This window comes from Jiella pacifica, assembly GCF_010500815.1.
In the GTDB taxonomy this organism is placed as follows: Bacteria; Pseudomonadota; Alphaproteobacteria; order Rhizobiales; family Rhizobiaceae; genus Jiella; species Jiella pacifica.
The window spans coordinates 110376-135316 of sequence record NZ_JAAAMG010000006.1; the positions used below are offsets into that span (position 1 = coordinate 110376).

The following is a 24941-nucleotide window of genomic DNA, read 5'->3' on the forward strand; positions in this document are numbered from 1 at the left end:
TACTGCTGGCATGAACATGATCTCCGATCACGACCGAAAACTCGCCGCAACGCTCAAGTCGCTTTCGCTTGAGCCTTCGCTTCGAACACCAAAGTCGCCGAGGCGAAGAGTTCGGCGGCTTCTGCTCTCCGGGTGGCTGTTGGCGCTGGGAGCAGGCGCGATATTCATCGTCGCACCGGCCTGGCCGGATGTTGCCGACCGTTTCAAAACCGCATTGTCGCAGCAATGGTGGACTGACGGGATATCGCCGGCCAAGCGTGCCGTGGAGCCATCAGGCTCGCGGACGGACCAGGTGGCCGCGGTCGACAATGCTGCTGCGACATTGCGCAAGCCGCCCCCTGTCGAGACGCGTGAAGTGACCGGTTCCGGTTATGTTTTGGCGCCGCACGTTGTTTCGGTCTTCGCCAAATACGAAGGCCGGATCACAGCGATCGAAGTCGAAGTCGGACAGCGTGTCCAGGCCGGCCAGATCCTCGTCACGCTTGACGATGCGGCCACCCGGTTTGCGCTCGAGCAGGCGCAGGTCGATAGGGTCACGGCCGACTTGCTTCTCGAGGCAAGGAAAATCGAGCTCGAGCAGGCGAATTCAACCTTCAGGCGATCTGAGGCGCTTGCCGCCAGGCAGTCCATTTCGCGGCAGGATCTGGAAAACGCGAGCACAGCTCGAAACAGCGCTGCCAACGCGCTTGCGCAGGCACGTCAGAACGTCGTCAAGGCCGATCTCGGAGTCAGGATTGCTCAGGAACGTGTCGATGGACTTGTCGTGAAGGCCCCGATTGCGGGGACGATCACCACGCTGGCCGCCCATGTCGGCGACATGGTGCTGGCCCGCCTCGACAGTGTGCTGGAAAATCAGAAGCTCCTGTCGATTACCGACACGACAACCCTGGTGATCGATGCCGACGTGGCAGAAACGAACATCGGTTCGCTGAGCCCTGGGCTGACGGGCGAAGCCGTCCTCGACGGCATTTCCGATCGGCCTTTCGCGATCGAAGTTCTGCGGATTGCACCCGTCGCCTCCCTTGAAAAGGGCACTGTTACCTTGCGCCTCTCGCTCCGGGACCCGCCCGACGGTATCCGGCCGAACATGGCGGCGCGCATTCGCATCGCACAGCGGGCTGGAGACACGTCCCGATGACATCTTCACTCAATCATGACCCCTACATTTCGCTGAGTAAGATCACGAAGGGATACAAGATCAGCGGCGACGACGTGCCGATCTTTTCCAATCTCGATCTCGAAATTCCAGGCGGCGATTTCGTCGCGATCATGGGGCCTTCCGGATCGGGAAAATCGACCCTGCTCAACATGCTGGCGGGCATAGACCGACCGGACACCGGAAGTCTGCGCATTGGCACGAGCCGCCTCGATCAGATGAGCGAAGCCGCCCGCGCCTCCTGGCGGGCGCATTTCATGGGCATCATATTTCAGTTCTACAATCTCTTGCCCATGTTGAATGTGGCAGAGAACGTCGAATTGCCGCTTCTCCTCAAGCCCCTGTCGGCAAAGGAGCGGCGAAGCCGGGTAGAGAAGGTGTTGGACCTCGTCGGTCTGACCGGACGTGCGAGGCAGTATCCGAAGCTGATGTCCGGCGGCCAGCAACAGCGTGTCGGCATTGCCCGCGCCATCGTCAGCGACCCGGCTCTCCTCCTGTGTGACGAACCGACTGGCGACCTCGATCGCAAGTCGGCGGACGAAGTGCTGGAAATGCTGCGTTTCCTCAACAGGGAACTCGGCAAGACGATCATCATGGTCACGCATGATCCGCAGGCGGCACTTTATGCCAAGAGGACGTTGCACCTCGACAAGGGCAATTTCGTTGAAGAGCGAAGGGCCGCCTTATGACCTTCCTGGATCTGGCCCGAAAAAATGCCTGGCGAAAACCGTTGCGCACCGCATTGCTGGTGATCTGCATTGCGGTTGCCTTCCTCATTTACGGCCTGACGGCGAGTTTCGTGAATGGCAGTCAAGGCGCGTCGGGGGCGAGCGATGATATCCTTGGCGTCATGAGTGCAGCCGGTCGCACGCAGCCGTTGCCGATCTCCTACATGAACCGGATCGAAGGCGATCCGGATGTCGCAGCTCTCAATTACATGATCCGTCTGCGAGGTTTTGTCGTTGCGGAGAAAAACGTCGTCAGCGTCAGCGCTGTCGATCCGCAGCGCGTCATGGAGGTGAGTGGAAAAGAACTTGGACTTACGCCGCAACTCTTGGATGCGCTCAATCTTCAGCGCGACAAGGTACTCGTCGGCCGAGCGCTCGCCGACGCGCAAGGGCTGCAGGTCGGTCAGAACATTACCGTGACCGGCTTTGACCTCGCCAGGCAAGACGGTAGCCGGAACTGGTCCTTTGGCATTGCCGGCATCTTTGATGGCGAGAATGCCTCCACCGACACGTACTTCATGCTCGGCCGCTACGACTATTTGAACGCAGCACGCGCGCGCAACAGGGACACCGTCGATGCTTTCGTCGTGCGTCCGAAGGTGAGCGCGTCAGCGGGCGAACTCGCGGTGCGGATCGATCAGATGTTCGCCAATTCGGCGGCGCCGACCAGGACGCAATCGGAAAAGCAGTTCCTCGAAGCCTTCCTGCGCCAATATGCCGATGTCGGCCTGATCGTGGACCTCGTGGTGAGTGCCGCTTTCATCACGTTGCTGATGATCGTCATCAACACGATGGTTTTCGCCGTAAGAGAACGAACCTTCGAAATCGGTGTGCTGAAGGCTCTCGGTTTCTCCGGCATGCAGGTCATGCTGCTGGTGCTCGGGGAAACGCTGTTCGTCTTCGCGGTCGGGGGAAGCATCGGTCTCGTCCTGGCAAAACTCCTCGTGGCGATAAGCGACCCGGCACTCGGCCTGGTTTTCTCCATGCCGGTCCTCGCAAAAGCCCTGGCCATCATCGCTTTCCTGGGTTTGGCGACCGGGGCTCTGCCTGCCTTCAATGCCCTCAGAACCCCCGTCATTGTCGCCTTCAGAGGGAGATAGACCATGTCTTCTCACATCCGACAATCATTCGTGATGACACGGGCAAACATCTTCAGCCTGCCGCGGCGCGTGTCCATTTCCCTCTCGATGGTCCTTTCGGTTGCGCTTGTCGTCTGCGTCCTTGCCGGGTTTCTATCAATGGCGAAGGGCTTCGAAACGGCCTTGCAGAGTGCAGGCTCGCCCTCGGTTGCCGTCCTGCTCGGTGGCGGCACCAATCAGGAGACGGGTTCCGACATTCCGGCATCGGTCATCCGCACGCTGGAAGCCAAAACAGATGACATCGGCGTCGCGCGTCATGATGATGGTTCTCTCATCCTGTCTCGCGAAATTGTCGTGACTGTCGACGTCAAGCCGGTCGGCGCCGACGCCGGACGAACCATCGCCCTCCGCGGCATGGACGCCGCCGGCTCTTCGATACGCGACAATGTCCATGTGTCGGACGGACGGCTTTTTGCTTCCGGCACTCGCGAGATTGTCGTCGGCGACCGTTTTGCCAGGGAACTCGGACTGCTCGTCGGAGAGACGATCCGGCTCGGCACGGTCGATTGGTTGGTCGTCGGGCGTTTCTCGGCGCAGGGCAGTGCATTCGAATCCGAGATATGGGCTGACCTCGACGCCGTCCGGTCCGCATTCGACCGACAGGGACAGGTCCAGAGCCTGCGACTACGGCTTGCCGAGGCGACGTCTCTGCCGCTGTTGCAGAGCCAGCTTTCCACGATCACGACAACACCGTTGATCGCCGTTTCGGAAGCCGATCTTTATGCTGCGCAATCGGGCCGAACTGCAAGCCTGATCCGGCTTTTCGGATGGCCGCTCGCCCTCCTGATGGCCATCGGCGCGACCGCCGGCGCGCTCAACACGATGATGAATTCCGTGTCCGACCGAACGGTCGAAATCGCCACCGTTCGCGCCCTTGGTTTCAGTCGCCTCTCGGCTTTTATGGGAACCTGGATCGAGGCAATACTGCTGGCCGCTATCGGCGTGGCCTGTGGCCTGACCATTTCGTGGCTGGCTTTCAACGGTTGGCAGGCCAGCACCATCGGCGCGAACAATGCCCGCATGGCCTTCCAGCTCGTGGTCACCGGAGATGTCATGCTCATTGCCGGCATGCTGGGTCTGGCGATCGGCGTCATCGGTGGCGCACTGCCGGCAATCGCCGCCACACGGCTGCCCTTGGCGACAGCCTTGCGCTCCCGCGGATGATGGTGGATGGCAATCAGGATTGACGTGGCGAACGGCGAGGTCTGCCACACCGACACCGGCAAGGACCCGCCGGACCCGCCGCCCAGTTCGGGCTGAGAGGTTGTTCCGGTGGCTGATGAAGAAATCAGAAAGACGCTTCGGCTGCCGGTCTCGTTTCGTGACCCCATCTCTGCAGCTGCAGCAGCCCGGAATCGGTCGATGAACGGCGAAATCGTCGCCCGCCTAGAAAGCAGCACTGGAAGGGCCCTGGCGCCCGTTTATCCTGACGGTGATATTCACAAGGCTACGAGCTTCGGAACTACGTGGGCTTCCATGGACGGATATCGATTTCGATCGCGGCACGGCGACGCTGAACTCACAGCAGCTCTCGGTTTCACTCGCCGCGCGGTTCCTTGTCGAGCACCATGTAGTCGAGCGGCAGCTGGGTCGTGTATTTGATCTGCTCCATGGCGAAGGACGAGGAGACGTCGCGGATCTCGATCTTCTCGATCATCTTCTTGTAGAAGGCGTCGTAGGCGGCGATGTCCGGCACCACGACGCGCAGGAGATAATCGACGTCGCCGCTCATCCGGTAGAATTCGATCACCTCGGGAAATTCGCCGACGACCTCGGAAAACCGCTTCAGCCATTCGGTCGAATGGGAATTGGTGCGGATCGCCACGAAGACGGTGACGCGGACGTTGACCTTCTGCGGGTCGAGCAGGGCGACCCGTCGCTTGATGACGCCCTCTTCCTCCAGCCGCTGGATCCGCCGCCAGCAGGGCGTCGTCGACAGGCCGACGCGCTTGGCGACGTCGGCCACGGCGAGCGTCGCGTCCTCCTGCAGAAGCCGCAGGATCTTCTTGTCGAGCCGGTCCATGAGCGATTCCGTGAGGTCGGCGGAAAGGCAACCGGATACAGGAGATGAAGCCGAAGCGAAAGCGCGGCGCTGCCCGCAGCCTGGCGAAGGACGACGATCCCGGTTAAGATCCCGCGACCGGAGCCGATGCGGGATCCGACGCATCGACCCGCCGGGCGGCCCGGAGTGCGCGAAGCCGTGGAGGCCGATCATGAGCGACGACGGACATACCTGCCCCTTCGATGGCGAAAGGCTCCAAGGCGTACGATATCATCGCGCCGACATGACGGGCGCCAGCTTCGACGGGGTCAACCTCGCCGATGCCCGTTTCCACGCCGTCCTGATGCGGGCGACGTTCAAAGACACAAATCTCGGCGGAGCCCTGTTCGACGACGTCGATCTGGCAGCAGCACGGTTCGACAACGTCAATCTTGCCGGCGCCACGATTACCGACGCCAATCTCTCCGGCGTCGTGATCGACGGCGCGACGCTTGCGAAGGCGGAGATCAGGAATGCCGACCTGACGGACATGCGGATCGACGGAATCCTGGTGACGGACATGCTTGAGGCCTACCGTCGCTCCCGGAGTTGACGAAGGCGATCGCCATCCGGCCGCTCGACTACCGGCCGAAGGCGGATTGCAGCCCCCTCAGCCCGCGCTTTCCTGCCGCTCGTCATAGGAGCGTCGCGCCGCCTCGATCCGCATGTGGTTGTCGAACGCCCAGTCGCCGATCGAGCGGACGGGACCGCACAGGGAATGGCCGAGTTCCGTCAATTCGTAATCCACCCGGGGCGGGATCGTCGGCGTCACGGTGCGGGTCACGAGACCGTCGCGCTCGAGCCCGCGCAGCGTCAGCGTCAGCATGCGCTGGGAGATCGACCCGATCGCCCGTTTCAGCTCGCTGAAGCGCTTCGGCCCACCGGCGAGCAGCATCACCACCAGAACCGACCACTTGTCGCCGATCCGCGACAGCACGCCGCCCACCGCCTGGCAGCCACCGGGGAACCGATCGTGGTCGCGGGTTACAGCGTTGTTCTCCGGTTCCAAAAATGTGCCTCCTTGCGGCCGATTACCCCAGTCATTTAATGAGCCTCGGTAACAATTCCATACCAGCAACTCAGGGGCTATAACCATGAAACTGCTTCACGTCGATTCCAGCATTCTCGGCGAGAATTCCGTCAGCCGCACCCTGTCGAAAGCGACGGTCGAGCGCCTGCGGAGCGAAATTCCGGGTCTCGAAGTCACTTATCGCGACCTCGTCGCCCAGCCGATCTCCCATCTGACGGCCCATCACCTCGCCGGGCCGGACCAGGACCCGCCGAGCGACCAGTCCCTGCGCGACGACCTGAAGCGGGGCGGTGCGGCCCTCGAGGAGTTTCTCGCCGCCGATATCGTGGTGATCGGCGTCGGTTTCTACAACTTCTCGATTCCGAGCCAGCTGAAGGCGTGGATCGACCGCATCGCGGCCCGGGGCAAGACCTTCCGCTATACCGAGAATGGCCCGGAGGGCCTCGCCGGCGATAAGCGCGTGATCCTGACGATCTCCCGCGGCGGCTTTTATGGCGCGGGAACACCGATCCAATCCTTCGAACATGCCGAGACCTATCTGCGCGCGGTCTTCAGTTTCCTCGGCATCATGGACATCGAGGTGATTGCGGCCGAAGGCATCAATACCGGGCCGGAGCAGCGCGAAAAGGCCACCAACGACGCGCTGGCGACGATCGAGGGCCTCAGGGCCGCCTGAGAGGGCTGCCACGAAGATACGGACGGCGCCTCCCTCATGTCGGCGCCGCCGTGACGGCAAAACGCTCCGGAAGGCGAGGACGCCGAAGCGTTCGACCGCCGAACGGAGCGCGCTGATCGACGCTGAGCGGGAAGCTCGACGAAGATCGCGAAACGGACCGAGAGCCGCTCCGTTCTACAGCCGCGGGCCGTAGAAGCACATCTTCTTCACATAGGCGCTCCGAACGCCGTCCCGCCGGAACTGCCGGCGATACTCGTTCGCCTGGCTCCGGCGCACCGGGCCGAGAGCCACGACGTAGAAACCCTTGCCGGCATTCGGACTGTCGGAATCGTCGAGATCGTAGACCGACGCATCGAGATCGCCCGCCTGGTTATAGGCCGAGTTGCGGCTCTTGAACGCACCGCCGATGGCGTACCAGCCACAGCCGGACGCATGAGCCGTCGACATGTCGGCGGTTACGATCCCCGCCAGAACTGCCGCCGCAACAATCATCTTGCCGACCATCGTCGTTTCTTCCCTAGCGTAAGATTAGACGAATCTCATAGCAGCAGGCGCGACGGGCCGCCATCCGAAACTTGCGAACCAAGCCCGGCTCATGGCGGAAAGGCAATATCGGGGCTTTGGCCGGAAAAGCGCCCATATCCTTGGAACCGGGACGGCTCGCGACGCGCGGTTCGCCTCGCCGACGAAGCGGCGAGGCGAACCGCCCGACTACAATGTTTCGTGAGGCGTGAAGAACAAGAACGCGTCAGATCGTCCCTGGCGGGCCACCTCGCCGATAAGGATGCGTCGGGAAAGATGCTCCCTCTCAGACCCGCCGCTCGACCATCATTTTCTTGATCTCGGCGATGGCTTTCGCCGGGTTCAGACCCTTCGGGCAGGTCTGGGTGCAGTTCATGATCGTGTGGCAACGATAGAGCTTGAACGGATCTTCCAGCCCGTCGAGCCGGTCGCCCGTCGCCTCGTCGCGCGAATCGATCAGCCAGCGATAGGCCTGCAGCAGCACGGCCGGGCCGAGATAGCGCTCGCCGTTCCACCAATAGGAAGGGCACGACGTCTGGCAGCAGAAGCACAGGATGCACTCGTAGAGGCCATCCAGCTTCTCGCGATCCGCGTGGCTCTGGCGCCATTCCTTTTCTGGCTCGGGGGTCTCGGTTTTCAGCCAGGGCTCGATCGAGCGAAGCTGGGCATAGGGAACCGTCAGGTCCGGCACCAGATCCTTGATCACCGGCATGTGCGGCAGCGGATAGACGGCGACGGCGCCGTCGATCTCGTCCATGCCCTTTGTGCAGGCGAGGGTGTTGGCCCCGTCGATGTTCATCGCGCAGGAGCCGCAAATGCCTTCCCGGCAGGAGCGACGCAGCGTCAGGCTCGAATCGACCTTGTTCTTGATCCACAATAGCGCATCGAGCACCATCGGCCCGCAATCGGCCGTATCGACGTAGAAGGTGTCCATGCGCGGATTGTCGCCGTCGTCGGGCGACCAGCGATAGATCTTGAATTCCCGAACGTCCTTGGCGCCTTCCGGCCGGTCCCAGACCTTGCCCTTGGTGATCCGTGAGTTCTTCGGAAGCGCGAGTTCGACCATCGTCTTTCCATCCGGTGCCTGTTTGGAATCGTTCGCACCATAGTGGTTGCGGTGCAAAACGGAAGGCCGTTCTGACCACGAACGCGCTTCTAATCGGTTGAAAGTTTTCGGTCAAAACCGCCGCAACCGGCATCGCGCCAAGACCTCGTCAACCTTCGCGCTCGCGCTCCTCGATCGCCGCGCGGACGCAGGCGACGTCGCCGGCATCGATCAGACCGAGTTTCGCCGCGTTTTCGGCCGCCGCGAAGAGCGTTTCGGCGCGGGTCACCGGGATCCGCAGCGCCTCCAGCGCGGCGATGGCCTCGCCCGCCTCGGTGGCAAGGTCGCCGTCGGTGACGTCGCGGATGTGAACGGCGATGATCCGTCCCTCGTGGCGCCGGGCGGCCTCGGCATAGATCGCCGCGTCCCTCTGTCCCGAATCTCCGATGAGCACGAAGGAAAGGTGCGGATAGGCGTCCATGATCTTGGCGATCATCTTCAGCTTGTGGCCGTCATGGCCGCCGGTCAGCCATTTGTCCCGGTCGAGGCCGAAGTCCTTGAGCAGCATCGGCCCGAGCGGGATCTCGTGCAGCGCCAGGAAGCTCTGGAACAGATCGTAGAGATTCCACGGGCTCGACGAGACGTAGAAGACCGGGTTCGTCTCGGGACCGGCCTCGCCCTTCGCCAGAGCCCGGTATAGATGCGACACGCCGGGAAAGGCCGTCCGGCTCTGGGCCGAATTGGCGACGACCGTGCGCCAGTGCTTGACGAAGTTGGTCGCGCCGGTCTTCACGATGGTGTCGTCGATGTCGGAAATGACGCCGAACCGCGCCGACGGCGAGACGGTACGGACATTGGCTTCGGCCGAGAGCGGCGCCACCTCGTGGACCGGCGCCGAGACGAGCTCGAGTTCGACGGCGAACCAGGGCGACCCCGCAGCATCCGGCCGCACCGGCAGTACGGTATCGAAGAAGCCCTCGTTGTCGGTGACGAGATCGCCCGATTCGCCGAGGGCGCGCCAAACGACCCGCGCGCCGCCGATCTCGTCGGTCTCGTAGCGTTTGAAGGTCAGCCAGACATTCCGCAGCGTCGATTCCGAGTGGGGCGCGGTCATCACGCCCTGATCTTCCAGCACCCGGCCGCGAATCCACAGGCCGTCGGGCGTCGCCAAGCCGCGATAGGGCACGAGGATCGGCGTGCCCAATAGCCCGGCACGGCGCTTGAACGACAGCCGGGCACCGTCCCAAAACCGCTCGGCGCGGTGAATACCCCGTCTCAGCATCCGGCCGCCCCGCCGCGACACCGCCGGCAGCGGGTGCTGCCGGCGGTGTCGTCGAAGTGGCGGCGGGAGGCGCTTTTACCACCCATCAGTTGGCCGAACCGCTGCTCTGCCCGGCGTCCGGCTCCGGTGTTGCAGAGGGGGCCGCGCCGCCAGCCGGCGCGACATAGGTCCCGCTCTTGCAGGCGTCGGAGGTCGCATTGAGGAAGGTGATGATCGTCATCTGGTCGTCCTTGGAGACCGTGCCGCGCTTGAACAGCTTGTCGGCGGTCGGCGGGGCGACGACGGTGGCGATGAGATAGTCGCGCTGCGGCGGGGTGAGCTGCGCGACCGCCTGTTCGCCGAGGCAGGTGCAGGCCTGCGGCGACGCGTCGCGGATCTGGATGCCGCAGAGTTCGGCGATCATCTGGATCTGGTTCTCGTCGGTCAGATGCGGCAGCTGGAACTCGTCGCCGACGGCGTTGCGCGGCTGGCCATCGGGGCCTGTCGGCTGGTTCGCCGCGCCCTCCTCGGGCTTCGCCGCGTCCGCAGATCCGGCCTCGCCCCCGCCGGAAGCGGCTTCCGGCGGCGCCGCACCGAGCGGCGCGCCGCTCTCGGTCGCGTCGCTCGCGTCGCCTCCGGCGGCGGCCGGCTTTTGCGGCGTTTCCGTCTCGGCCGGGCTCATCGGCTTCGGCGCGGCATCCGGCGGCAGGACGAGGTTCTCGCCGCCAGTCTGATCCGACGTCTGATCCGCCGCCTCGCTTGTTCCCGTCGAGCCGTCCGACTGGGCGGCGGCCGGCGACATCGAGATCGCCAGCGCCGTCGCTGCCAGAAATGCTGCCCGAACAACAATTTGCATCACGAAAATCTCCCATAGGCCTGACGAAGGGCGAGGCCTCGCCGCGTGGTGCCCGAGGACGGAGACCTAGCGCATTTGCTCGCCGCGGCGAAGGGGCGTGTCATCGCGGGATCATCTGCCGGAGTTACGGATCACCGCCACTCCCGGATTGCCAAGGCGAAATGCGCGGGACCATGCCCGAAGCCACACGGCCCGGGCTCCACGATCATCGAGGAAGACTCACACATGGCACGTATCCTCACTGCTCTTGCAGCGACCCTCGTCGCCGCCGCCTCCGCGGCCCTTGCCGCCGACGAGCCGGCGACGATGAAGTCCGAGACGCTGGCAACCTACACGATCCCCGAGGCCAATCAGGCCGTCGGGGTCGATGCCGACCATTTCTATGCCATCGACAACCGCACGATCGCCAAATACGACAAGAAAGCGCAGAAGCTCGTCCAGAAGTGGGAGCTGCCAAAAGGCGGCCCGGTCAAGCATTTCGACAGCGCCGCCGTCGTCGACGGCAAGATCTACATCGCCCATTCCAACTATCCGGAATGGCCGATCGCGAGCTCGCTGGAAATCTTCGAGGCCGACACGCTGGAACATGTCGGCACCCATTCCTTCGGCATCCAGATCGGCTCGTTCACCTGGGTCGACAAGGGCCCAGACGGTGCCTGGTATGGCGGCTTTGCCAACTACAACCGGGTCTTCGGCAAGAGCCCGCTTGCCTATGGCAACAAATACAACACCCAGGTCGTGAAGTTCGACGACGAATGGCGGCCGGTCGAGCAGTGGACGATCCCCGAGGAGATCGTCGAGAAGTTCGACGACATGTCGAATTCCGGCGGCTCCTGGGGGCCCGATGGCAACCTCTACCTCACCGGCCACGATCCGGCCGAAGCCTATGTGATGGCGCTGCCCGAATTCGGCTCGATCCTCACCTGGAAGGCAACGGTGCCGCTCGCCAATCGCGGCCAGGGCATCGCATTCGACCACTCCGACGAAGGCATCTTATATGCCATCATCCGCGGCGAGGGCGAGGAGGAGAACAAGGTCACGGTCAATCGCATCCTCTTCGAAGACGATGCGGCCAAGGCCGGCAACGAGGGAGCGACGGCCGGCTCGGCAAACTAATGGGAACGGGCGGCGAGGCCGACGCCTCCGCCCGTCGAGCACCGGGATTCTCGGTGAGACGCCAGCGTCTTGCACCGATCGCCTGACCGGACCGACAGGCGATTCGACATCTCTGGAAACGGTCCCGCGGCGCCCTCGCGCAGGCAATCCCGCCGACGCTCGGCGCCTCGAGCCCGAATGCAGGCGGGGACGGCCATCGCCGTCCCCGCCTGCATCGATCGCGCCTGGCATTGCGGCACCGGGCGGTTTGCCCGCCCCGCCCCGCCCCGTGCCCCTCGCTCAGAACTCCGCCCAGCTTTCTTCCTTGGCAGCCTCGCGGCGGGCGGCGCCGCCGGTTCCCGTCGTCTTCATCTGCGGGACGCCGCGGGGCTGGGCGAGCGGCCGCTGGGTCTTGGCGGCATGGGGCCGGGCCGGCGTGGCCGGCGCCCGGCCGGCACCCGCCGCCGTCTTGAAGCGCGACACCGTCTCGGCGAGGTCCTCGGTCTCCTTCGACAGCGTCTGGGCGGCGGCCGTCGACTGTTCCACCATCGCCGCGTTCTGCTGGGTCACCTTGTCCATCTGGTCGGCCGCGCCGGACACCTCGCGAAGGCTCGTCGCCTGCTCGCGCGCGCTGTCGGCGATCCTGGCGATCACCTCCGCCATGCCAGCCACCTCGGCGACGATTTCTTCCAGCGACTTGCCCGAGGCCGAGACCAGCTCGACGCCCTTTTCCACCTGCTCGGTCGAGGCCGTGATCAGGCCCTTGATCTCCTTCGCCGCTTCCGCCGAGCGCTGGGCGAGAGCCCGCACTTCCTGCGCCACCACCGCAAAGCCCTTGCCGGCCTCGCCCGCCCGCGCCGCCTCGACGCCGGCATTCAGCGCGAGAAGGTTGGTCTGGAAGGCGATCTCGTCGATCACCCCGATGATCTGCGAGATCTTCTGCGACGACCCCTCGATGGCGGTCATCGCCACCACCGCCTCGGCGACGATCTCGCCGCCCTTCTCGGCTTTCTGCCGGGCCGAATTCGCCGTCTGCCTCGCCTGTCCGGCCCCGTCCGCCGTGCGGTTGACGCCGCTCGTCACCTCGCCGAGCGCCGCCACCGTCTGTTCCAGCGAGGCCGCCTGCTGCTCGGTGCGCTGGGCGAGATCGTTGGAGGCAACGGTGATTTCGCCGAGCCCCGTGCGGATCGTCCCGACCGCCCCGACCACCTGGCCGATCGCCCGTTCCAGCTCCTCCACCGAGGCGTTGAACTTCGCCTTGATCGGCTCGAATTCAGGGGCCACCTTGTCGGCCATGCGCACCGTCAGGTCGCCCGCCGAGAGACGGTCGAAGCCGGCATCGACGACGCCCATGAAGGCCCGCAGGTCCTCCGCCTTGGCATTGTCGAGATCGGCCTGGCGGCGCTTGGCCTCATCCTGGCTGATGCGCGAGGCTTCGGCCTCCTTTTCCAGACGCTCCTGCCGGATCGCCGCCTGCTTGAACGCCTCGACAGCGCCGGCCATCGCGCCGACCTCGTCGCGGCGATCACGCGCTGGAACCTCGACCGTCTTGTCGCCGCCGGCAAGCTTCAGCATCGCCTCTGTCATGGCGCGGATCGGCGCCGCGATAGACTTGGACAGAAGGACGGCCATCAAGCACGCGATCAGAGCGCTCACGACGCCGCCGACGATGATCGCGGTGTTCGACATTGCCATCGCCGAATGCTGCGCCTCCGAGCGGACGACGAGAAGACCGGCCTCCTCCGAGATCATGCTTTCGGTCAGAGAGTTGATTTCGTTCAGTTCGACATCTCCCGGACGGCCGGAGAGGTAGCGCCGCGCCCCGGCGAAGTCTCCAGCCTTGCCGAGCGCAATGGTGCGCATGTTGGCAGCCGCATCCCACGACCCGATCAGGCCCTGCAGTTTCGCGGCGCGGTCCTGCTGGAGCGGATTGTCAGAGGTCAGCTGGGCAAAATTGGCCAGCGCTTCGGCCGCCTTCGTCTTGTTCGTCTCGTAGCGTGGCAGCATGCCCGCGTCCTCAGCCACAACGTAGCCACGAATGGCGGCTTCCTGATTGACCAGCCCCGAGCGCAGGTGGTCGATCTCAGCGAGAACCTTGTAGGTGTGTTCGTTCCAGTCTGTTGCCGTTCGGGCAGAATTGGTGCTCAAGACGCTGGTGACACTGACGATCGCCAGCACCGCGATGATACTCGCGAAAGCAACCAGCAGTTTCGTCGTGACCTTCATGGAGTTCAGGGACATGGGGCATTTCCGGGGCGGGGGTAAAGTCAATCGAAGCGCAACCGTCGGCCTCGAAGCCAGCCAACGATTAGGCGCGTTGTTTTACCGAAGGCTTAATTCCGCGACGACGTTCTTGAGATAACAAGCATAAAACTGATAAGACCGGAGCATTAATCAGATAGCGGTTGCATTTACTGCTTAAAACCACCAAGGAAAATCATATTCCTTTGCCGTCTTTCTATAAGTATGCCGTACCAATAAATCTTTGCCGTCACCGTCGCAGCATGCCCAAGCGAGGTGTGACGACAGTTCGACGGAATGCCGCGATCTGAGGGCGAGGCGAACGATCGCCCGGCCGTCCCAAGGGGCAGGCCATTACAGGCTGCGCCCCTCAAGACTGGCTCATTCACCCTGCCCGGCCGTATCCTCCGGAGGTCGGGGTGGTGACGATCACCGCCTCGCCTGCTTGAAGAACGGTCTGGTCGCAGCCGGCAAGTTCTTCCAACGAGCCGTCGAGCCGCCGCACTTCAGTGAGGCCCATCTCGCCCGCCTCGCCGCCGCAGATGCCCTGCGGCGGTTGCGTGCGATGGGAAGAGAGGATGGCGCAGTCCATCTTCCTGAGAAACCGAATGGTGCGCTTCGTCCCGTCGCCGCCGCGCTTCTCGCCGGCGCCGCCCGAACCCTCGCGGATGTGGAAATCCTCCAGCACCACCGGGTAGCGCATCTCCAGGATCTCCGGATCGGTGAGCCGCGAATTGGTCATGTGGACATGGACGCCGGAAGTGCCGGCAAAGCTCGTGCCGTCATTCATCCTTCCGGCCGGCGAACCCGAGCAGATCGTCTCGTAATACTGGTAGCGCTCGTCGCCGAAGGTCAGGTTGTTCATCGAGCCTTGCGAATTCGCCAGCGCCTCGAAGGCGGCGAAGAGAGCGTTGGTCACGTGCTGGGAGGTTTCGACGTTGCCGGCGACGACGGCGGCCGGATAGCGCGGCTTCAGCATCGAGCCTTCCGGCACGACGATCTTCACCGGCCGCAGGCAGCCGGCATTCATCGGGATCGGCTTTTCCACCATCACCCGGAAGACATAGAGGACGGCGGCCCGAGTCACCGGCTCGGGGGCGTTGAAGTTGTTGGCGATCGACGGCGAGGTTCCGGTGAAGTCGACGGTCGCCTCGCGGCTTTCCTTGTCGATGGTGATCTTCACCTTGATCGCCTGGCCGCTGTCGGTCGGATAGTCGCAGGAACAGTCGTCGAGCCTGGCGATCAGCTCGCGCACCGCTTCGGCCGCATTGTCCTGGACGAAGTCCATATAGGCCTGGACGGTGTCGAGGCCGAAATTCTCCACCATCCGCCTGAGTTCGGCGACGCCCTTCTCGTTGGCGGCGATCTGCGCCTTCAGATCGGCGACGTTCTGGTCCGGATTGCGGGCCGGATAGGGATGGTCGGTGAGGACGCGGCGAAGCTCGTCTTCCTGGAACGTGCCGCGATCGACGAGCTTCAGATTGTCGATCAGGACGCCCTCCTCGTCGACCCTGGTCGCCCGCGGCGTCATCGAGCCCGGCGCGATGCCGCCGACATCCGCGTGGTGGCCGCGCGAGGCGACGTAGAAGAGGATCTTTGGCGCCTGTTTCCCCTCGCCCTTCGAGGCTCGCTCCGCTCGCACCTCAGGATGAGGGGAAAGGACACGACCGGCGCCAGTTTCCTCCTGATGTAGGGCGTCGCCGTCCCCTGATCCCTCATCCTGAGGTGCTCGGTCGCCTCTGCGCGAACGAGCCTCGAAGGGCGAGGGATCACGGGCACCCTCCTCGAACACCGGCGTCACCACCGTGATGTCAGGCAGATGCGTCCCGCCATTATACGGCGCATTCAACGCGAACACGTCGCCCGGCCGGATATTCCCCTCGTTCTGGGCGATGATCGCCTCGACCGAACGGTCCATGGAGCCGAGATGCACCGGCATGTGCGGCGCATTGGCGACGAGCGCGCCGGTGTGGTCGAAGACGGCACAGGAAAAGTCCAGCCGCTCCTTGATGTTGACCGAGGAGGCGGTGTTCTGCAGCGTCACGCCCATCTGCTCGGCGATCGACATGAAGAGGTTGTTGAAGACTTCCAGAAGCACCGGATCGGCGCCCTTGCCACCAGCCGTGCCGGTGCCGAGCGCTGCAAGGCGGGGCTTCTTTTCGATGCGCTTCAGAAGGACGTCGTTGTCGGCCGTCGTCTCGGCCGCCCAGCCGGGCTCGACGACGATGGTCTGGTTCGGCTCGACGATCAGCGCCGGGCCTTTGACCGTGGCGCCGGGGCCGAAGTTTTCGCGCCGGATGATCGAGGCCTCGCGGATCTTGCCGCCGGTGAAGAACGAGCCGGCCCCGGTCGCCGCCGGATCGAACGCCTCTGCCGCGGCGGCGGCGTTTGCGGCAGTCTCCTTCGGCCGCTCCGCAGTTTCGACCGACACCGTCTCCACCGTGATCGCCCGGCCCGGATAGACGAAGCCGAACTGCGCCTTGTGGGCCGCCTCGAAGCCTTCGCGGGCGTCTTCCAGCGAACCCGTATAGGGCACCGGCAGCGTCGTGTCCGTGCCATCGTAGCGCAGCTGGAGCAGAACCTCCGTGACGTGCTCGCCCGGCGTAACGCCCTGCGCCTCGACCTCACCGGCGGTCTCGCGGGACAGCCGCTCGGCGAGCGCCTCGATCTCGGCCTTCGCCTCCTCCGACAGATTGGCGACCAGCGCTTGGCTTCGGCTGGAGAACAGCGAGGAGAGGCCGATGCCATAGGCCGAAAGCAGCCCCGACATCGGATGGATCAGCACGCTCTCCATCGACAGGGAGTCTGCAACGAGGCAGGCATGCTGGCCGCCGGCGCCGCCGAAGGAGTTGAGCAGATATTTCGAGACGTCGTAGCCGCGCTGCACCGAGATCTTCTTGATGGCGTTGGCCATGTTCTCGACGGCGATGGTGAGGAAGCCTTCGGCGACCTCTTCGGCCGAGCGGCCGTCGCCGAGCCTCTCGGTGAGTTCGGCGAATTTCTCCCGCACCACCGCGACGTCGAGCGGCTGATCCTGGTTCGGCCCGAACACCGCCGGAAACAGCTCCGGCTTCAACTTGCCGAGCATAACGTTGGCATCGGTGACGGTCAGCGGCCCGCCGCGGCCATAGGCGGCAGGACCGGGATTGGCGCCGGCCGAGGCCGGGCCGACCTGAAAGCGTCCCTGATCGACGGCGAGGATCGAGCCGCCGCCCGCGGCCACCGTGTGGATGCGCAGCATCGGCGCGCGGATCCGCACGCCCGCGACTTCCGAATCCAGCGCCCGCTCATAGGCCCCGGCATAGTGGGTCACGTCGGTCGAGGTGCCGCCCATGTCGAAGCCGATGACCTTGGCAAAGCCTGCCGCCTTCGCCGTCTCGGCCATGCCGACGACGCCGCCCGCAGGGCCGGACAGGATCGCGTCCTTGCCCTGGAACATCTCGGCCGCCGTCAGCCCGCCGGAGGACATCATGAACTGCAGCGATGGCGCGTCGGCATCGCCGGTCTCGGCGCCGAGGGCGCCGGCGACCTTGTCGACATAGCGCCTGAGGATTGGCGTCAGATAGGCGTCGACCACCGTGGTGTCGCCGCGCCCGACCAGCTTGACCAGCGGCGAGACCTCGTGGCTTACGGAGATCTGCGAGAAGCCGGCGGCCTCGGCGAGTTTCTTCGCCCGCGCCTCGTGCTCGCCATAGTGCCAGGAATGCATGAAGACGATGGCGACGGCGTCGATGCCTTCGGCCTTCGCCGCCGTCAGCGCCTCTGCCGTCGCGGCCTCGTCGAGCGCCACCTCGACCGTGCCGTCGGCCAGCACCCGCTCCGGCACCTCGGCGACCTTGGCATAGAGTTGCTCGGGCAGGATGATCTCTTTGGCGAAGATGTCCGGCCGGGCCTGATAGGCGATCTTCAGCGCGTCGCGGAAACCGCGGGTGATGAGGAGGAGCGTCTTGTCGCCCTTGCGCTCCAGAAGCGCGTTGGTCGCCACCGTCGTGCCCATCCGCACCGTGCCGATGCGGCCGGGCGGAATGGCGCCGCCGGTTTCGATCCCGAGCGTCTGGCGGATGCCCTCCAGCGCCGCGTCGTCATAGACGCCAGGGTTTTCCGACAGGAGCTTCCTCGGATGGAGCGAGCCGTCCGGCGCCTTGCCGATGACGTCGGTGAAGGTGCCGCCGCGATCGACGAAGAAGTCCCAGCGCCCGTCACGAGCGGCAGCGGAGGCAGTGTTCGGCTGGGCTTCTGCATGCATGACGGAGACCTGTTCGTTGGGGAGATGGTCACGGGGTGGATATTTGTCGATAATTTGTCGGTATGTTATCAGCGTATTCGATCTCCGGCAAACTTCGTCGATTTCGGCCGTGCGCCACGTCTTTTCAGGAGGCCGCCGATGAGCGCGGACATGACACCCGAACCGATCGGCCCGATCGTCTCCTCGGCCCACCTCGCCGACGGCGCGGCGCCGGCCCTGTCGGAGGTCGAGTTCGGCATGATCCTGTCCGGCCACGCCTTCGAGCGCTGGATGGTACGCTGCATGACGGCGGCGGGCGAGCCGGGCCTGACGGCGACGGAGATCACGGTCCTCCATTCGGTCACCCATCGCGGCAAGCCCAAGCGGCTTGCCGACGTCTGTCTCGTCCTCGGCATCGAGGACACCCATCTCGTCACTTATGCGGTTCGCAAGCTGGAACAGAAGGGCCTGGTTTCGCGGGAAAAGGCCGGCAAGGAGCGACTGATCGCCATTACCCCGGCCGGCGAGCGGGCCTGTCGGCGCTACCGGGAGCTGCGCGAGAAGATCCTCGTCGAGGGCATTTCCGAACTCGGGCTTTCGGCCGATCGCATGTCGGAGATCGCCCGTCTCCTGCGGCTTCTGTCCGGCCACTACGATCAGGCGGCAAGGACGGCCGCGAGCCTCTGACCGGTTGGTCGGAACTCTGCGACGAGGAACCGGCAATTGCTGCCCTGGCCTTTACCGGCTCGAAACCGCCGGTCCGCTATCCTGGCGGCGGTTTTTCCGGGCGACGAGGCTGATGACGGCGCAATGCACAATCATCTGATCCTTCTCCTCGTGGCCTCGGTCGCGGCGCTTGCCGCGCCCTCGCTGTTCGAGCGCTATGAGGCGAGACTGTCGTCTGGCCAGCCGGAGGCGCTGGATCGTGGCCCGGATGTCGTCGAGGCCGCCGCCCCGCCCCCGGTGCTGCCGCGAGAGACCCGCATCTCCGCCGACTGGTCGGGGCATTTTCGCACCGACGCCCTGATGAACGGCCGCAGCATTCCCGTCCTCGTCGACACCGGAGCGAGCCTCGTCGCCCTCGACGAGACGACGGCGCGCCAGCTCGGCATCACGCCGGCGGCGAGCGATTTTCGCCATTCGGTGCAGACGGCGAACGGCGTCGGCAGAGCCGCCCGGGCGCGGATCGACGTGATCAGCGTCGGGAGCGTTTCGGTGCGCAACGTCGATGCACTGGTGATCCGCGACGCGGAACTGCCCCAGGCGCTGCTCGGCATGAGCTTCCTGACCCGCCTCAAGGGCTATTCCGTCGAAGACGGCCGGCTCACGCTCAAGGACTAAGAGCTTCGAGGGCGCGATCCCTCAATAATGCGGCGGCTTTTCCGCCGCCGGTTTCGCCAGCGCCACATCCTCCACCGAACCGAGCCGTTCGCTCAGCGCCTGGGTCAGATGCTGCAGCCGCTCGATCATCCGGAAGGCCCGCGTCAGCTCTTCGGAGAGTTCCTCGATGGTGCGCGCCTGATGCGAGACCATCACCTCGAGATCCTCGATCCGCGGGCCTGCGCCCTCGTTCGGCTCGCTCATAGCAGTATCTCCTCGTATGTCCGGCGCTTCTCTGGTCCGATCGCCACCGGACGCCGCGTCCTGCGGTCGACATTGACGTGGACGAAGAACCCCTCCGCCGCCGCAAGCTCATCCTCGCCGCGAAACAGGGCGATCTCGTAGCGCACCGAGGAGCGCCCCAGCCGGCTGATGCCGATCCCCGCCGTGACGGGATCGGGGAAGGCCAGTTCGCCATGGTAGCGGCAACCGGTCTCGACCACGAGTCCGATTTCTTCGCTTCCCTGAAGATCGAGCAGGCCCGTCTCGATCAGCCAGCCGTTCACCGCCGTATCGAACAGCGAATAGTGCACGACGTTGTTCATGTGGCCGTAGACGTCGTTGTCGGACCAGCGGGTCGTCAACGTCCGCAGCAACGGAAACTCCGACCGCCGCCGGGGCTCTGCGCGCGGCGCCCGTCCCTCCCCCTCGCTACCGCTCACCTTGCGTCCTCCGCCTGCCCACCGAATTGCCTATGGCGTTTGCAGGATTGGCTGATTACTCTTCCCGAAACAACCGCGGAAGTCCTGATCCCACATGGCCGAACCGGCGATCGAACTGATCGGCATCGACAAGCGCTTCGGCGCCGTTCACGCCAACAGATCCATCGATCTCACCGTCGAACGTGGGACAATTCACGGCATTGTCGGCGAGAACGGCGCCGGCAAGTCCACGCTGATGTCGATCATCTACGGCTTCTACCAGGCCGATGCCGGCGAGATCCGCGTCGCGGGCAGGAAGGTGGAAATCGCCGACCCGAACGCCGCGATCGCCGCAGGAATCGGCATGGTGCATCAGCATTTCATGCTGGTCCACAACCTGACCGTCGTCGAAAACGTTATGCTCGGCGCCGAGCGCTCGCCGCTGCTTTCCTCCGGCATCGCCAAGGTGCGGGGCGAGCTCAGACGATTGGAGGAAGACCACGGGCTCGAGGTCGATCCCGACGCCGTCATCGAGGATCTGCCGGTCGGCCTGCAGCAGCGGGTGGAAATCCTGAAGAGCCTTTATCGCGGCGCCGAAATCCTGATCCTCGACGAGCCGACCGGCGTCCTTACGCCCTCGGAGGCCGATCACCTCTTCGAGGTGCTGAAGCAGCTCAGGGCCGAGGGCAAGACGATCATCCTGATCACCCACAAGCTGCGCGAGATCATGGCGATCACCGACACGGTCTCGGTGATGCGCCGGGGCGAGATGGTCGCGACGACGAAGACCGCCGAGACGTCGGTCGCCGAACTCGCCGAGCTGATGGTCGGCCGCCGCGTGCTCCTGACCGTCGACAAGGGCGCGGCGACGCCCGGCGATCCCCTGCTGACGGTCAAGCATCTCACGGTGAAGGATTCCCGCGGCGTCACCATGGTGGACGACGTGTCCTTCTCCGTCCGGGCCGGGGAGATCGTCGGCATCGCCGGGGTCGCCGGCAACGGCCAGAGCGAACTCCTGGAAACGCTGTCCGGCATCCGCAAGGCAAAGGCCGGCCTTATCGTCCTCAACGGCCGCGAGATCGACCCGGCAAGGGAGGCCGACCCGGCCGAGATCCGCCGCATCGGCTGCGCCCATGTGCCGGAGGACCGCCATTCCATGGGCCTCGTCCTGCCCTTCGAGGAGAACGAGAACGCCATCCTCGGCTATCAGTCCGATCCGCGTTTCCAGAAGGGCCCGCTGCTCGACCCGGGCGCCATGCGCCGCGACGCACTGGAAAAGATCGAAGCCTACGACATCCGCCCGGCCGACTGCCGGCTGAAGACCGCCAGCTTCTCCGGCGGCAACCAGCAGAAGATCGTTTTGGCGCGAGAGATGGAGCGCGACCCGGACGTGCTTCTGATCGGCCAGCCGACCCGAGGCGTCGACGTCGGCGCCATCGAATTCATCCACAAGCGCATCGTCGCGATGCGCGACGCCGGCAAGGCGATCCTCCTCGTCTCGGTCGAGCTCGACGAGATCCGCGCACTGTCGGACCGCATCCTGGTGATGTTCGCCGGAAAGCTCGTCGGCGAGCGGGGGCCGGAGGCGAGCGAGGGCGAACTCGGCCTGCTGATGGCCGGCATCGACGAGAAGGAAGCCGCAGAATGAATCCCGCCCGCATCACCCTCGTCACGCTCGGCGTCGCCGACGTCGCGCGCGCGGTCGCCTTTTACGAGGCGCTCGGCTGGAAGAAATCCGCCGACAGCGTGGAATCCACCGCCTTCATGATCGGCGTGGGGATCGTGCTGGCCCTGTGGAACCGCGACGACATGATCGCCGACGGCGGCGAAGGGTATCTGCCGCGAGGCTCCGGCTCGATGGCGCTGGCGGTGAATTTCGACAGCCCGGAGGCCGTCGATGCCTTCTACGCTGATGCGGTCGCAGCAGGGGCGCGTCCGGTCAAGCCGCCGTCGAAGGTCTTCTGGGGCGGCCATTCCGGCAATTTCCGCGATCTGGACGGGCATTTGTGGGAGGTGGCGCACAATCCCTTCTGGCGGCTGGACGAGGATGGCCAACTTTCGCTGAATTGACGCCACTGGCTGTGGAGGCATTTTATGATCAAGCAACCAGAAATTTTAGGGCGGAGCCGATGGCGCGTGTTTGCTGTTTATCCCAACGGAGAAAAGAAGAAACAACCAAGATTACAGGTCATTCCAAAAACAATCGCTCAGAACTTTGAACTAGAGAGTGGATCTGAAGCGACAATATTTATTAAAAATGAAAATAACAACCTTTTTAGAACATTTAACACGAAATTATTCAGTGGGACTGAATTCGAGATCCCTGAGGATATATTTCTCAATGGAAATTCGTTTTTATGCGAAATGGCGTTCGACCTATCGGGATCTGACATCGAGAGTAATAACGAATCTCCAACAGAAAGAGAGACCCTAGGAAAGATACGAGTATCCTTAAAATTAAAACAATTTCATATCCAACAAGGAACAACCGAGTGCGCCTTAACGGGCGATGGAATCATCGCATCTCTTGAGGCCGCTCACATTTTTCCTTGGTCGATTGCAAATCACGCTCAACGGCGACACATAGAAAACACCTTATTATTGTCTGCCACAGCTCATCGTTTATTTGACGCAGGACTTATCAATATCTCTGAAGAAGGGATCGTTGTTTGTGAATTTGATATAAGCAAAAGCTCGCTGAAGTCTGTTAAAGAAAAATTAGGTTATCTTTCTCCTCACAAGCGAGAATTTATCCGGCTGAGAAACACCACACATAAAAAGTATCGTTGAATGAGCCGTCCCTATGCCAAGCTCCCGCGCTGGATCGACTACGGCCTGATCCCCCTGGTCAATCTCGTCGTCGCCTTCCTCGTCGCCGGCCTCGTCGTCGTCGCCGTCGGCGAGAGCCCGCTGGAGGCGGCGGCGCTGATGCTGCGCGGCGCGTTCGGCTATGCGGAGGGCTTTGGCTTCACGCTCTATTACGCAACCAACTTCGTCTTCACCGGGCTTGCGGTCGCCGTCGCCTTCCATGGCGGGCTGTTCAACATCGGCGGCGAGGGCCAGGCCTATGTCGGCGGGCTCGGCGTCGCAGCGGTGGCGCTGTCGCTGGGGGCCATTCTACCCTGGTGGCTGAACCTGCCGCTGGCGATCGCCCTCTCCTTTGCCTTCGGGGCGCTCTGGGCCTTCATCCCGGCCTATCTCCAGGCCAAACGCGGCAACCACATCGTCATCACGACGATCATGTTCAACTTCATCGCCGCCGCGCTGATGGTCTATCTGCTCGTCGGCGTGCTGAAGCCCGTCGGCTCGATGGCGCCGGAAACCCGCACCTTCGACGCCGGCGGCCAGCTGCCGAAACTGAAGGGCCTGTTCGAGGTCTTCGGCTTCAATCTCGGCGGCGCGCCGCTCAACGTCTCTCTCTTCGTCGCGCTGATCGCCGCCGTCCTCGTTTACATGCTGATCTGGCGGACCAGGCTCGGCTACGAGATCCGCACGCTCGGCTTCTCGCCCCGCGCCGCCCGCTATGCCGGCATGTCGGAGACGAAGCTGATCGTCGTCACCATGATGATCTCCGGCGGCCTCGCCGGCATGATGGCGCTCAACGCCGTGATGGGCGACCAGTACCGCCTCGCCATCGACTTTCCGCAAGGCGCCGGCTTCGTCGGCATCGCCGTCGCGCTGATGGGGCGCGGCCACCCCGCCGGCATCGTTCCCGCCGCGATCCTCTTCGGCATGCTCTACCAGGGCGGGGCGGAGCTTGCCTTCGACATGCCGACGATCTCGCGCGACATGATCGTCATCATACAAGGGCTGGTCATCCTCTTTGCCGGGGCGCTGGAGAACATGTTCCGGCCGGGCATCGGCGCGGCCTATCAGCGGGTGCGCTTCCGCACCGAGGAGCCGGCGGGCAAAAACGTCGGAGAGGCCGGATGATGGACCTTTCCTCCTTCCTCGACCTGATCGATTCGACCATCCGCCTGTCGACGCCGCTGCTCTTCGCCGCGCTGGCCGGGCTCTATTCCGAGCGCTCGGGCATCTTCGACATCTCGCTGGAAGGCAAGATGCTGATCGCCGCCTTCGCCTCGGCGTCCGCCGCCGCCGTCTGGGGCTCGGTGATGCTCGGTCTCTGTTTCGGCATCCTCGCCGCCGTCGCCTTCTCGCTGATCCACGGCCTCGCCTCGATCACCTATCGCGGCAACCAGATCGTCTCGGGCGTCGCCATCAACTTCATCGCCGCCGGCCTGACCATCATCCTCGGCCAGAGCTGGTTCGGCCAGGGCGGGCGCACGCCGAGCCTGTTCGGCGGCGGGCGCTTCACCGCCGTCGAGTTGCCCTTCGCCGATGCGGTCCGCGACGTGCCGGTGATCGGACCGATCTATTCCGGCGTCCTTTCCGGCCAGACGCCGCTGGTCTATGTGGCGTTCCTGATGGTGCCGCTGACCTGGTGGGTGCTGTTCCGCACCCGATTCGGCCTCAGGCTCCGGGCCGTCGGCGAGAACCCGGCGGCGGTGGATACAGCCGGCATCTCGGTCACATGGCTGCGCTACCGGGCGGTGATCATCTGCGGCGTCCTCACCGGCTTTGCCGGCGCCTATCTGTCCACCGGCCAGGCCGCCGGCTTCACCCGCGACATGACCGCCGGCAAGGGCTACATCGCGCTTGCCGCCCTGATCTTCGCCAATTGGAAGCCGGTGCCGGTGATGTTCGCCTGCCTCCTCTTCGGCTTCCTCGACGCCGTCTCGATCCGCATCGAGGGGGTGGACCTGCCGCTCATCGGCCAGGTGTCGGTGCAGTTCGTCTCGGCCCTGCCCTACATCCTGACGGTGGTGCTCCTCGCCGGCTTCGTCGGCAAGGCGACCCCGCCCAAGGCCGGCGGCGTGCCCTATGTGAAGGAGCGATGATCAA

Annotated in this window: 24 protein-coding genes and 1 pseudogene; 15 read left to right on the forward strand and 10 right to left on the reverse strand. The window is 64.2% G+C overall.

What is annotated here, in order from left to right; genetic code table 11:
• The first annotated feature begins 10 nt into the window (after positions 1 to 10).
• From GTK09_RS09420 to GTK09_RS28265, 5 genes and pseudogenes are all read left to right on the forward strand, one after another.
• Complete coding sequence (locus GTK09_RS09420; RefSeq protein WP_163462898.1) at positions 11 to 1138, forward strand: efflux RND transporter periplasmic adaptor subunit; 1128 nt, start codon at positions 11 to 13, stop codon at positions 1136 to 1138.
• Positions 1135 to 1845: an ABC transporter ATP-binding protein gene (locus GTK09_RS09425; protein WP_163462899.1), complete on the forward strand. Its 711-nt coding sequence runs from the start codon at positions 1135 to 1137 to the stop codon at positions 1843 to 1845. Before GTK09_RS09420 ends, GTK09_RS09425 begins: the two co-directional genes overlap by 4 nt.
• Complete coding sequence (locus tag GTK09_RS09430; RefSeq protein WP_163462900.1) at positions 1842 to 2984, forward strand: ABC transporter permease; 1143 nt, start codon at positions 1842 to 1844, stop codon at positions 2982 to 2984. The genes GTK09_RS09425 and GTK09_RS09430 overlap by 4 nt, the downstream gene beginning before the upstream one ends.
• Before the next feature lie 3 nt (positions 2985 to 2987).
• Positions 2988 to 4187 (forward strand): ABC transporter permease, encoded by a 1200-nt coding sequence (locus tag GTK09_RS09435; protein ID WP_163462901.1) that lies wholly within the window; start codon positions 2988 to 2990, stop codon positions 4185 to 4187.
• A gap of 108 nt (positions 4188 to 4295) precedes the next feature.
• Positions 4296 to 4376, forward strand: a pseudogene (locus GTK09_RS28265) (hypothetical protein); the annotation flags it as partial.
• Between the two features lie 184 nt (positions 4377 to 4560).
• On the opposite strand, the gene GTK09_RS09445 reads toward GTK09_RS28265, so the two are convergent.
• Positions 4561 to 5046: an Lrp/AsnC family transcriptional regulator gene (locus GTK09_RS09445; protein ID WP_163462903.1), complete on the reverse strand. Its 486-nt coding sequence runs from the start codon at positions 5044 to 5046 to the stop codon at positions 4561 to 4563.
• 190 nt (positions 5047 to 5236) lie between these two features.
• On the opposite strand from GTK09_RS09445, the gene GTK09_RS09450 reads away from it, so the two are divergent.
• Positions 5237 to 5617, forward strand: a complete 381-nt coding sequence (locus tag GTK09_RS09450; protein WP_163462904.1) for a pentapeptide repeat-containing protein — start codon at positions 5237 to 5239, stop codon at positions 5615 to 5617.
• A 57-nt stretch (positions 5618 to 5674) separates the two neighbouring features.
• Here the strand turns inward: GTK09_RS09450 and GTK09_RS09455 are convergent, their stop codons facing one another.
• A complete protein-coding gene (locus tag GTK09_RS09455; RefSeq protein ID WP_246217805.1) occupies positions 5675 to 6073 on the reverse strand; it encodes a winged helix-turn-helix transcriptional regulator in 399 nt (132 codons plus the stop codon).
• Between the two features lie 85 nt (positions 6074 to 6158).
• On the opposite strand from GTK09_RS09455, the gene GTK09_RS09460 reads away from it, so the two are divergent.
• Positions 6159 to 6770, forward strand: coding sequence for an FMN-dependent NADH-azoreductase (locus GTK09_RS09460; protein WP_163462906.1), 612 nt, complete (start codon positions 6159 to 6161; stop codon positions 6768 to 6770).
• Positions 6771 to 6944: 174 nt separating this feature from the next.
• On the opposite strand, the gene GTK09_RS09465 is transcribed toward GTK09_RS09460, so the two are convergent.
• From GTK09_RS09465 to GTK09_RS09480, 4 genes are all read right to left on the reverse strand, one after another.
• Positions 6945 to 7274: an SPOR domain-containing protein gene (locus tag GTK09_RS09465; protein ID WP_163462907.1), complete on the reverse strand. Its 330-nt coding sequence runs from the start codon at positions 7272 to 7274 to the stop codon at positions 6945 to 6947.
• 304 nt (positions 7275 to 7578) lie between these two features.
• Positions 7579 to 8358, reverse strand: a complete 780-nt coding sequence (locus GTK09_RS09470) for a succinate dehydrogenase iron-sulfur subunit (RefSeq protein WP_163462908.1) — start codon at positions 8356 to 8358, stop codon at positions 7579 to 7581.
• Positions 8359 to 8506: 148 nt separating this feature from the next.
• A complete protein-coding gene (locus GTK09_RS09475) occupies positions 8507 to 9619 on the reverse strand; it encodes an App1 family protein phosphatidate phosphatase (RefSeq protein WP_163462909.1) in 1113 nt (370 codons plus the stop codon).
• Positions 9620 to 9704: 85 nt separating this feature from the next.
• A complete protein-coding gene (locus GTK09_RS09480; RefSeq protein WP_163462910.1) occupies positions 9705 to 10454 on the reverse strand; it encodes a hypothetical protein in 750 nt (249 codons plus the stop codon).
• Positions 10455 to 10679: 225 nt separating this feature from the next.
• Here GTK09_RS09480 and GTK09_RS09485 point away from each other — a divergent pair, with 225 nt between their 5' ends.
• On the forward strand, positions 10680 to 11570 hold the full coding sequence (locus GTK09_RS09485; RefSeq protein WP_163462911.1) for a cycloisomerase: 891 nt from the start codon (positions 10680 to 10682) through the stop codon (positions 11568 to 11570).
• A gap of 279 nt (positions 11571 to 11849) precedes the next feature.
• Here the strand turns inward: GTK09_RS09485 and GTK09_RS09490 are convergent, their stop codons facing one another.
• Positions 11850 to 13790 (reverse strand): methyl-accepting chemotaxis protein, encoded by a 1941-nt coding sequence (locus tag GTK09_RS09490; RefSeq protein WP_163462912.1) that lies wholly within the window; start codon positions 13788 to 13790, stop codon positions 11850 to 11852.
• 385 nt (positions 13791 to 14175) lie between these two features.
• Positions 14176 to 18036, reverse strand: a complete 3861-nt coding sequence (locus GTK09_RS09495) for a hydantoinase B/oxoprolinase family protein (protein WP_163462913.1) — start codon at positions 18034 to 18036, stop codon at positions 14176 to 14178.
• 138 nt (positions 18037 to 18174) lie between these two features.
• Between GTK09_RS09495 and GTK09_RS09500 the strand changes: the two genes are divergently transcribed.
• A complete protein-coding gene (locus tag GTK09_RS09500) occupies positions 18175 to 18702 on the forward strand; it encodes a winged helix DNA-binding protein (protein WP_163462914.1) in 528 nt (175 codons plus the stop codon).
• A 123-nt stretch (positions 18703 to 18825) separates the two neighbouring features.
• On the forward strand, positions 18826 to 19356 hold the full coding sequence (locus GTK09_RS09505) for a retropepsin-like aspartic protease family protein (protein ID WP_163462915.1): 531 nt from the start codon (positions 18826 to 18828) through the stop codon (positions 19354 to 19356).
• Between the two features lie 21 nt (positions 19357 to 19377).
• On the opposite strand, the gene GTK09_RS09510 is transcribed toward GTK09_RS09505, so the two are convergent.
• Both GTK09_RS09510 and GTK09_RS09515 read right to left on the reverse strand, forming a co-directional pair.
• The gene (locus GTK09_RS09510; RefSeq protein WP_163462916.1) at positions 19378 to 19599 is read right to left on the reverse strand and encodes a SlyX family protein; all 222 of its coding nucleotides are present in this window, start codon (positions 19597 to 19599) and stop codon (positions 19378 to 19380) included.
• Positions 19596 to 19991 carry an acyl-CoA thioesterase gene (locus GTK09_RS09515; protein ID WP_246217806.1) on the reverse strand — a complete coding sequence of 132 codons (396 nt, stop codon included), beginning with the start codon at positions 19989 to 19991 and terminating at the stop codon, positions 19596 to 19598. Before GTK09_RS09515 ends, GTK09_RS09510 begins: the two co-directional genes overlap by 4 nt.
• Before the next feature lie 160 nt (positions 19992 to 20151).
• Between GTK09_RS09515 and GTK09_RS09520 the strand changes: the two genes are divergently transcribed.
• Genes GTK09_RS09520 through GTK09_RS09540 form a run of 5 tightly spaced genes read left to right on the forward strand, consistent with a single transcriptional unit; the run spans position 20152 to position 24937 of the window.
• The gene (locus GTK09_RS09520; protein ID WP_163462917.1) at positions 20152 to 21684 is read left to right on the forward strand and encodes an ABC transporter ATP-binding protein; all 1533 of its coding nucleotides are present in this window, start codon (positions 20152 to 20154) and stop codon (positions 21682 to 21684) included.
• Positions 21681 to 22106, forward strand: coding sequence for a VOC family protein (locus GTK09_RS09525; protein ID WP_163462918.1), 426 nt, complete (start codon positions 21681 to 21683; stop codon positions 22104 to 22106). The genes GTK09_RS09520 and GTK09_RS09525 overlap by 4 nt, the downstream gene beginning before the upstream one ends.
• 24 nt (positions 22107 to 22130) lie before the next feature.
• The gene (locus GTK09_RS09530; RefSeq protein ID WP_163462919.1) at positions 22131 to 22826 is read left to right on the forward strand and encodes an HNH endonuclease signature motif containing protein; all 696 of its coding nucleotides are present in this window, start codon (positions 22131 to 22133) and stop codon (positions 22824 to 22826) included.
• Positions 22827 to 23969 carry an ABC transporter permease gene (locus GTK09_RS09535; RefSeq protein ID WP_163462920.1) on the forward strand — a complete coding sequence of 381 codons (1143 nt, stop codon included), beginning with the start codon at positions 22827 to 22829 and terminating at the stop codon, positions 23967 to 23969.
• The gene (locus GTK09_RS09540) at positions 23969 to 24937 is read left to right on the forward strand and encodes an ABC transporter permease (RefSeq protein WP_163463041.1); all 969 of its coding nucleotides are present in this window, start codon (positions 23969 to 23971) and stop codon (positions 24935 to 24937) included. The genes GTK09_RS09535 and GTK09_RS09540 overlap by 1 nt, the downstream gene beginning before the upstream one ends.
• Positions 24938 to 24941 lie beyond the last annotated feature (4 nt).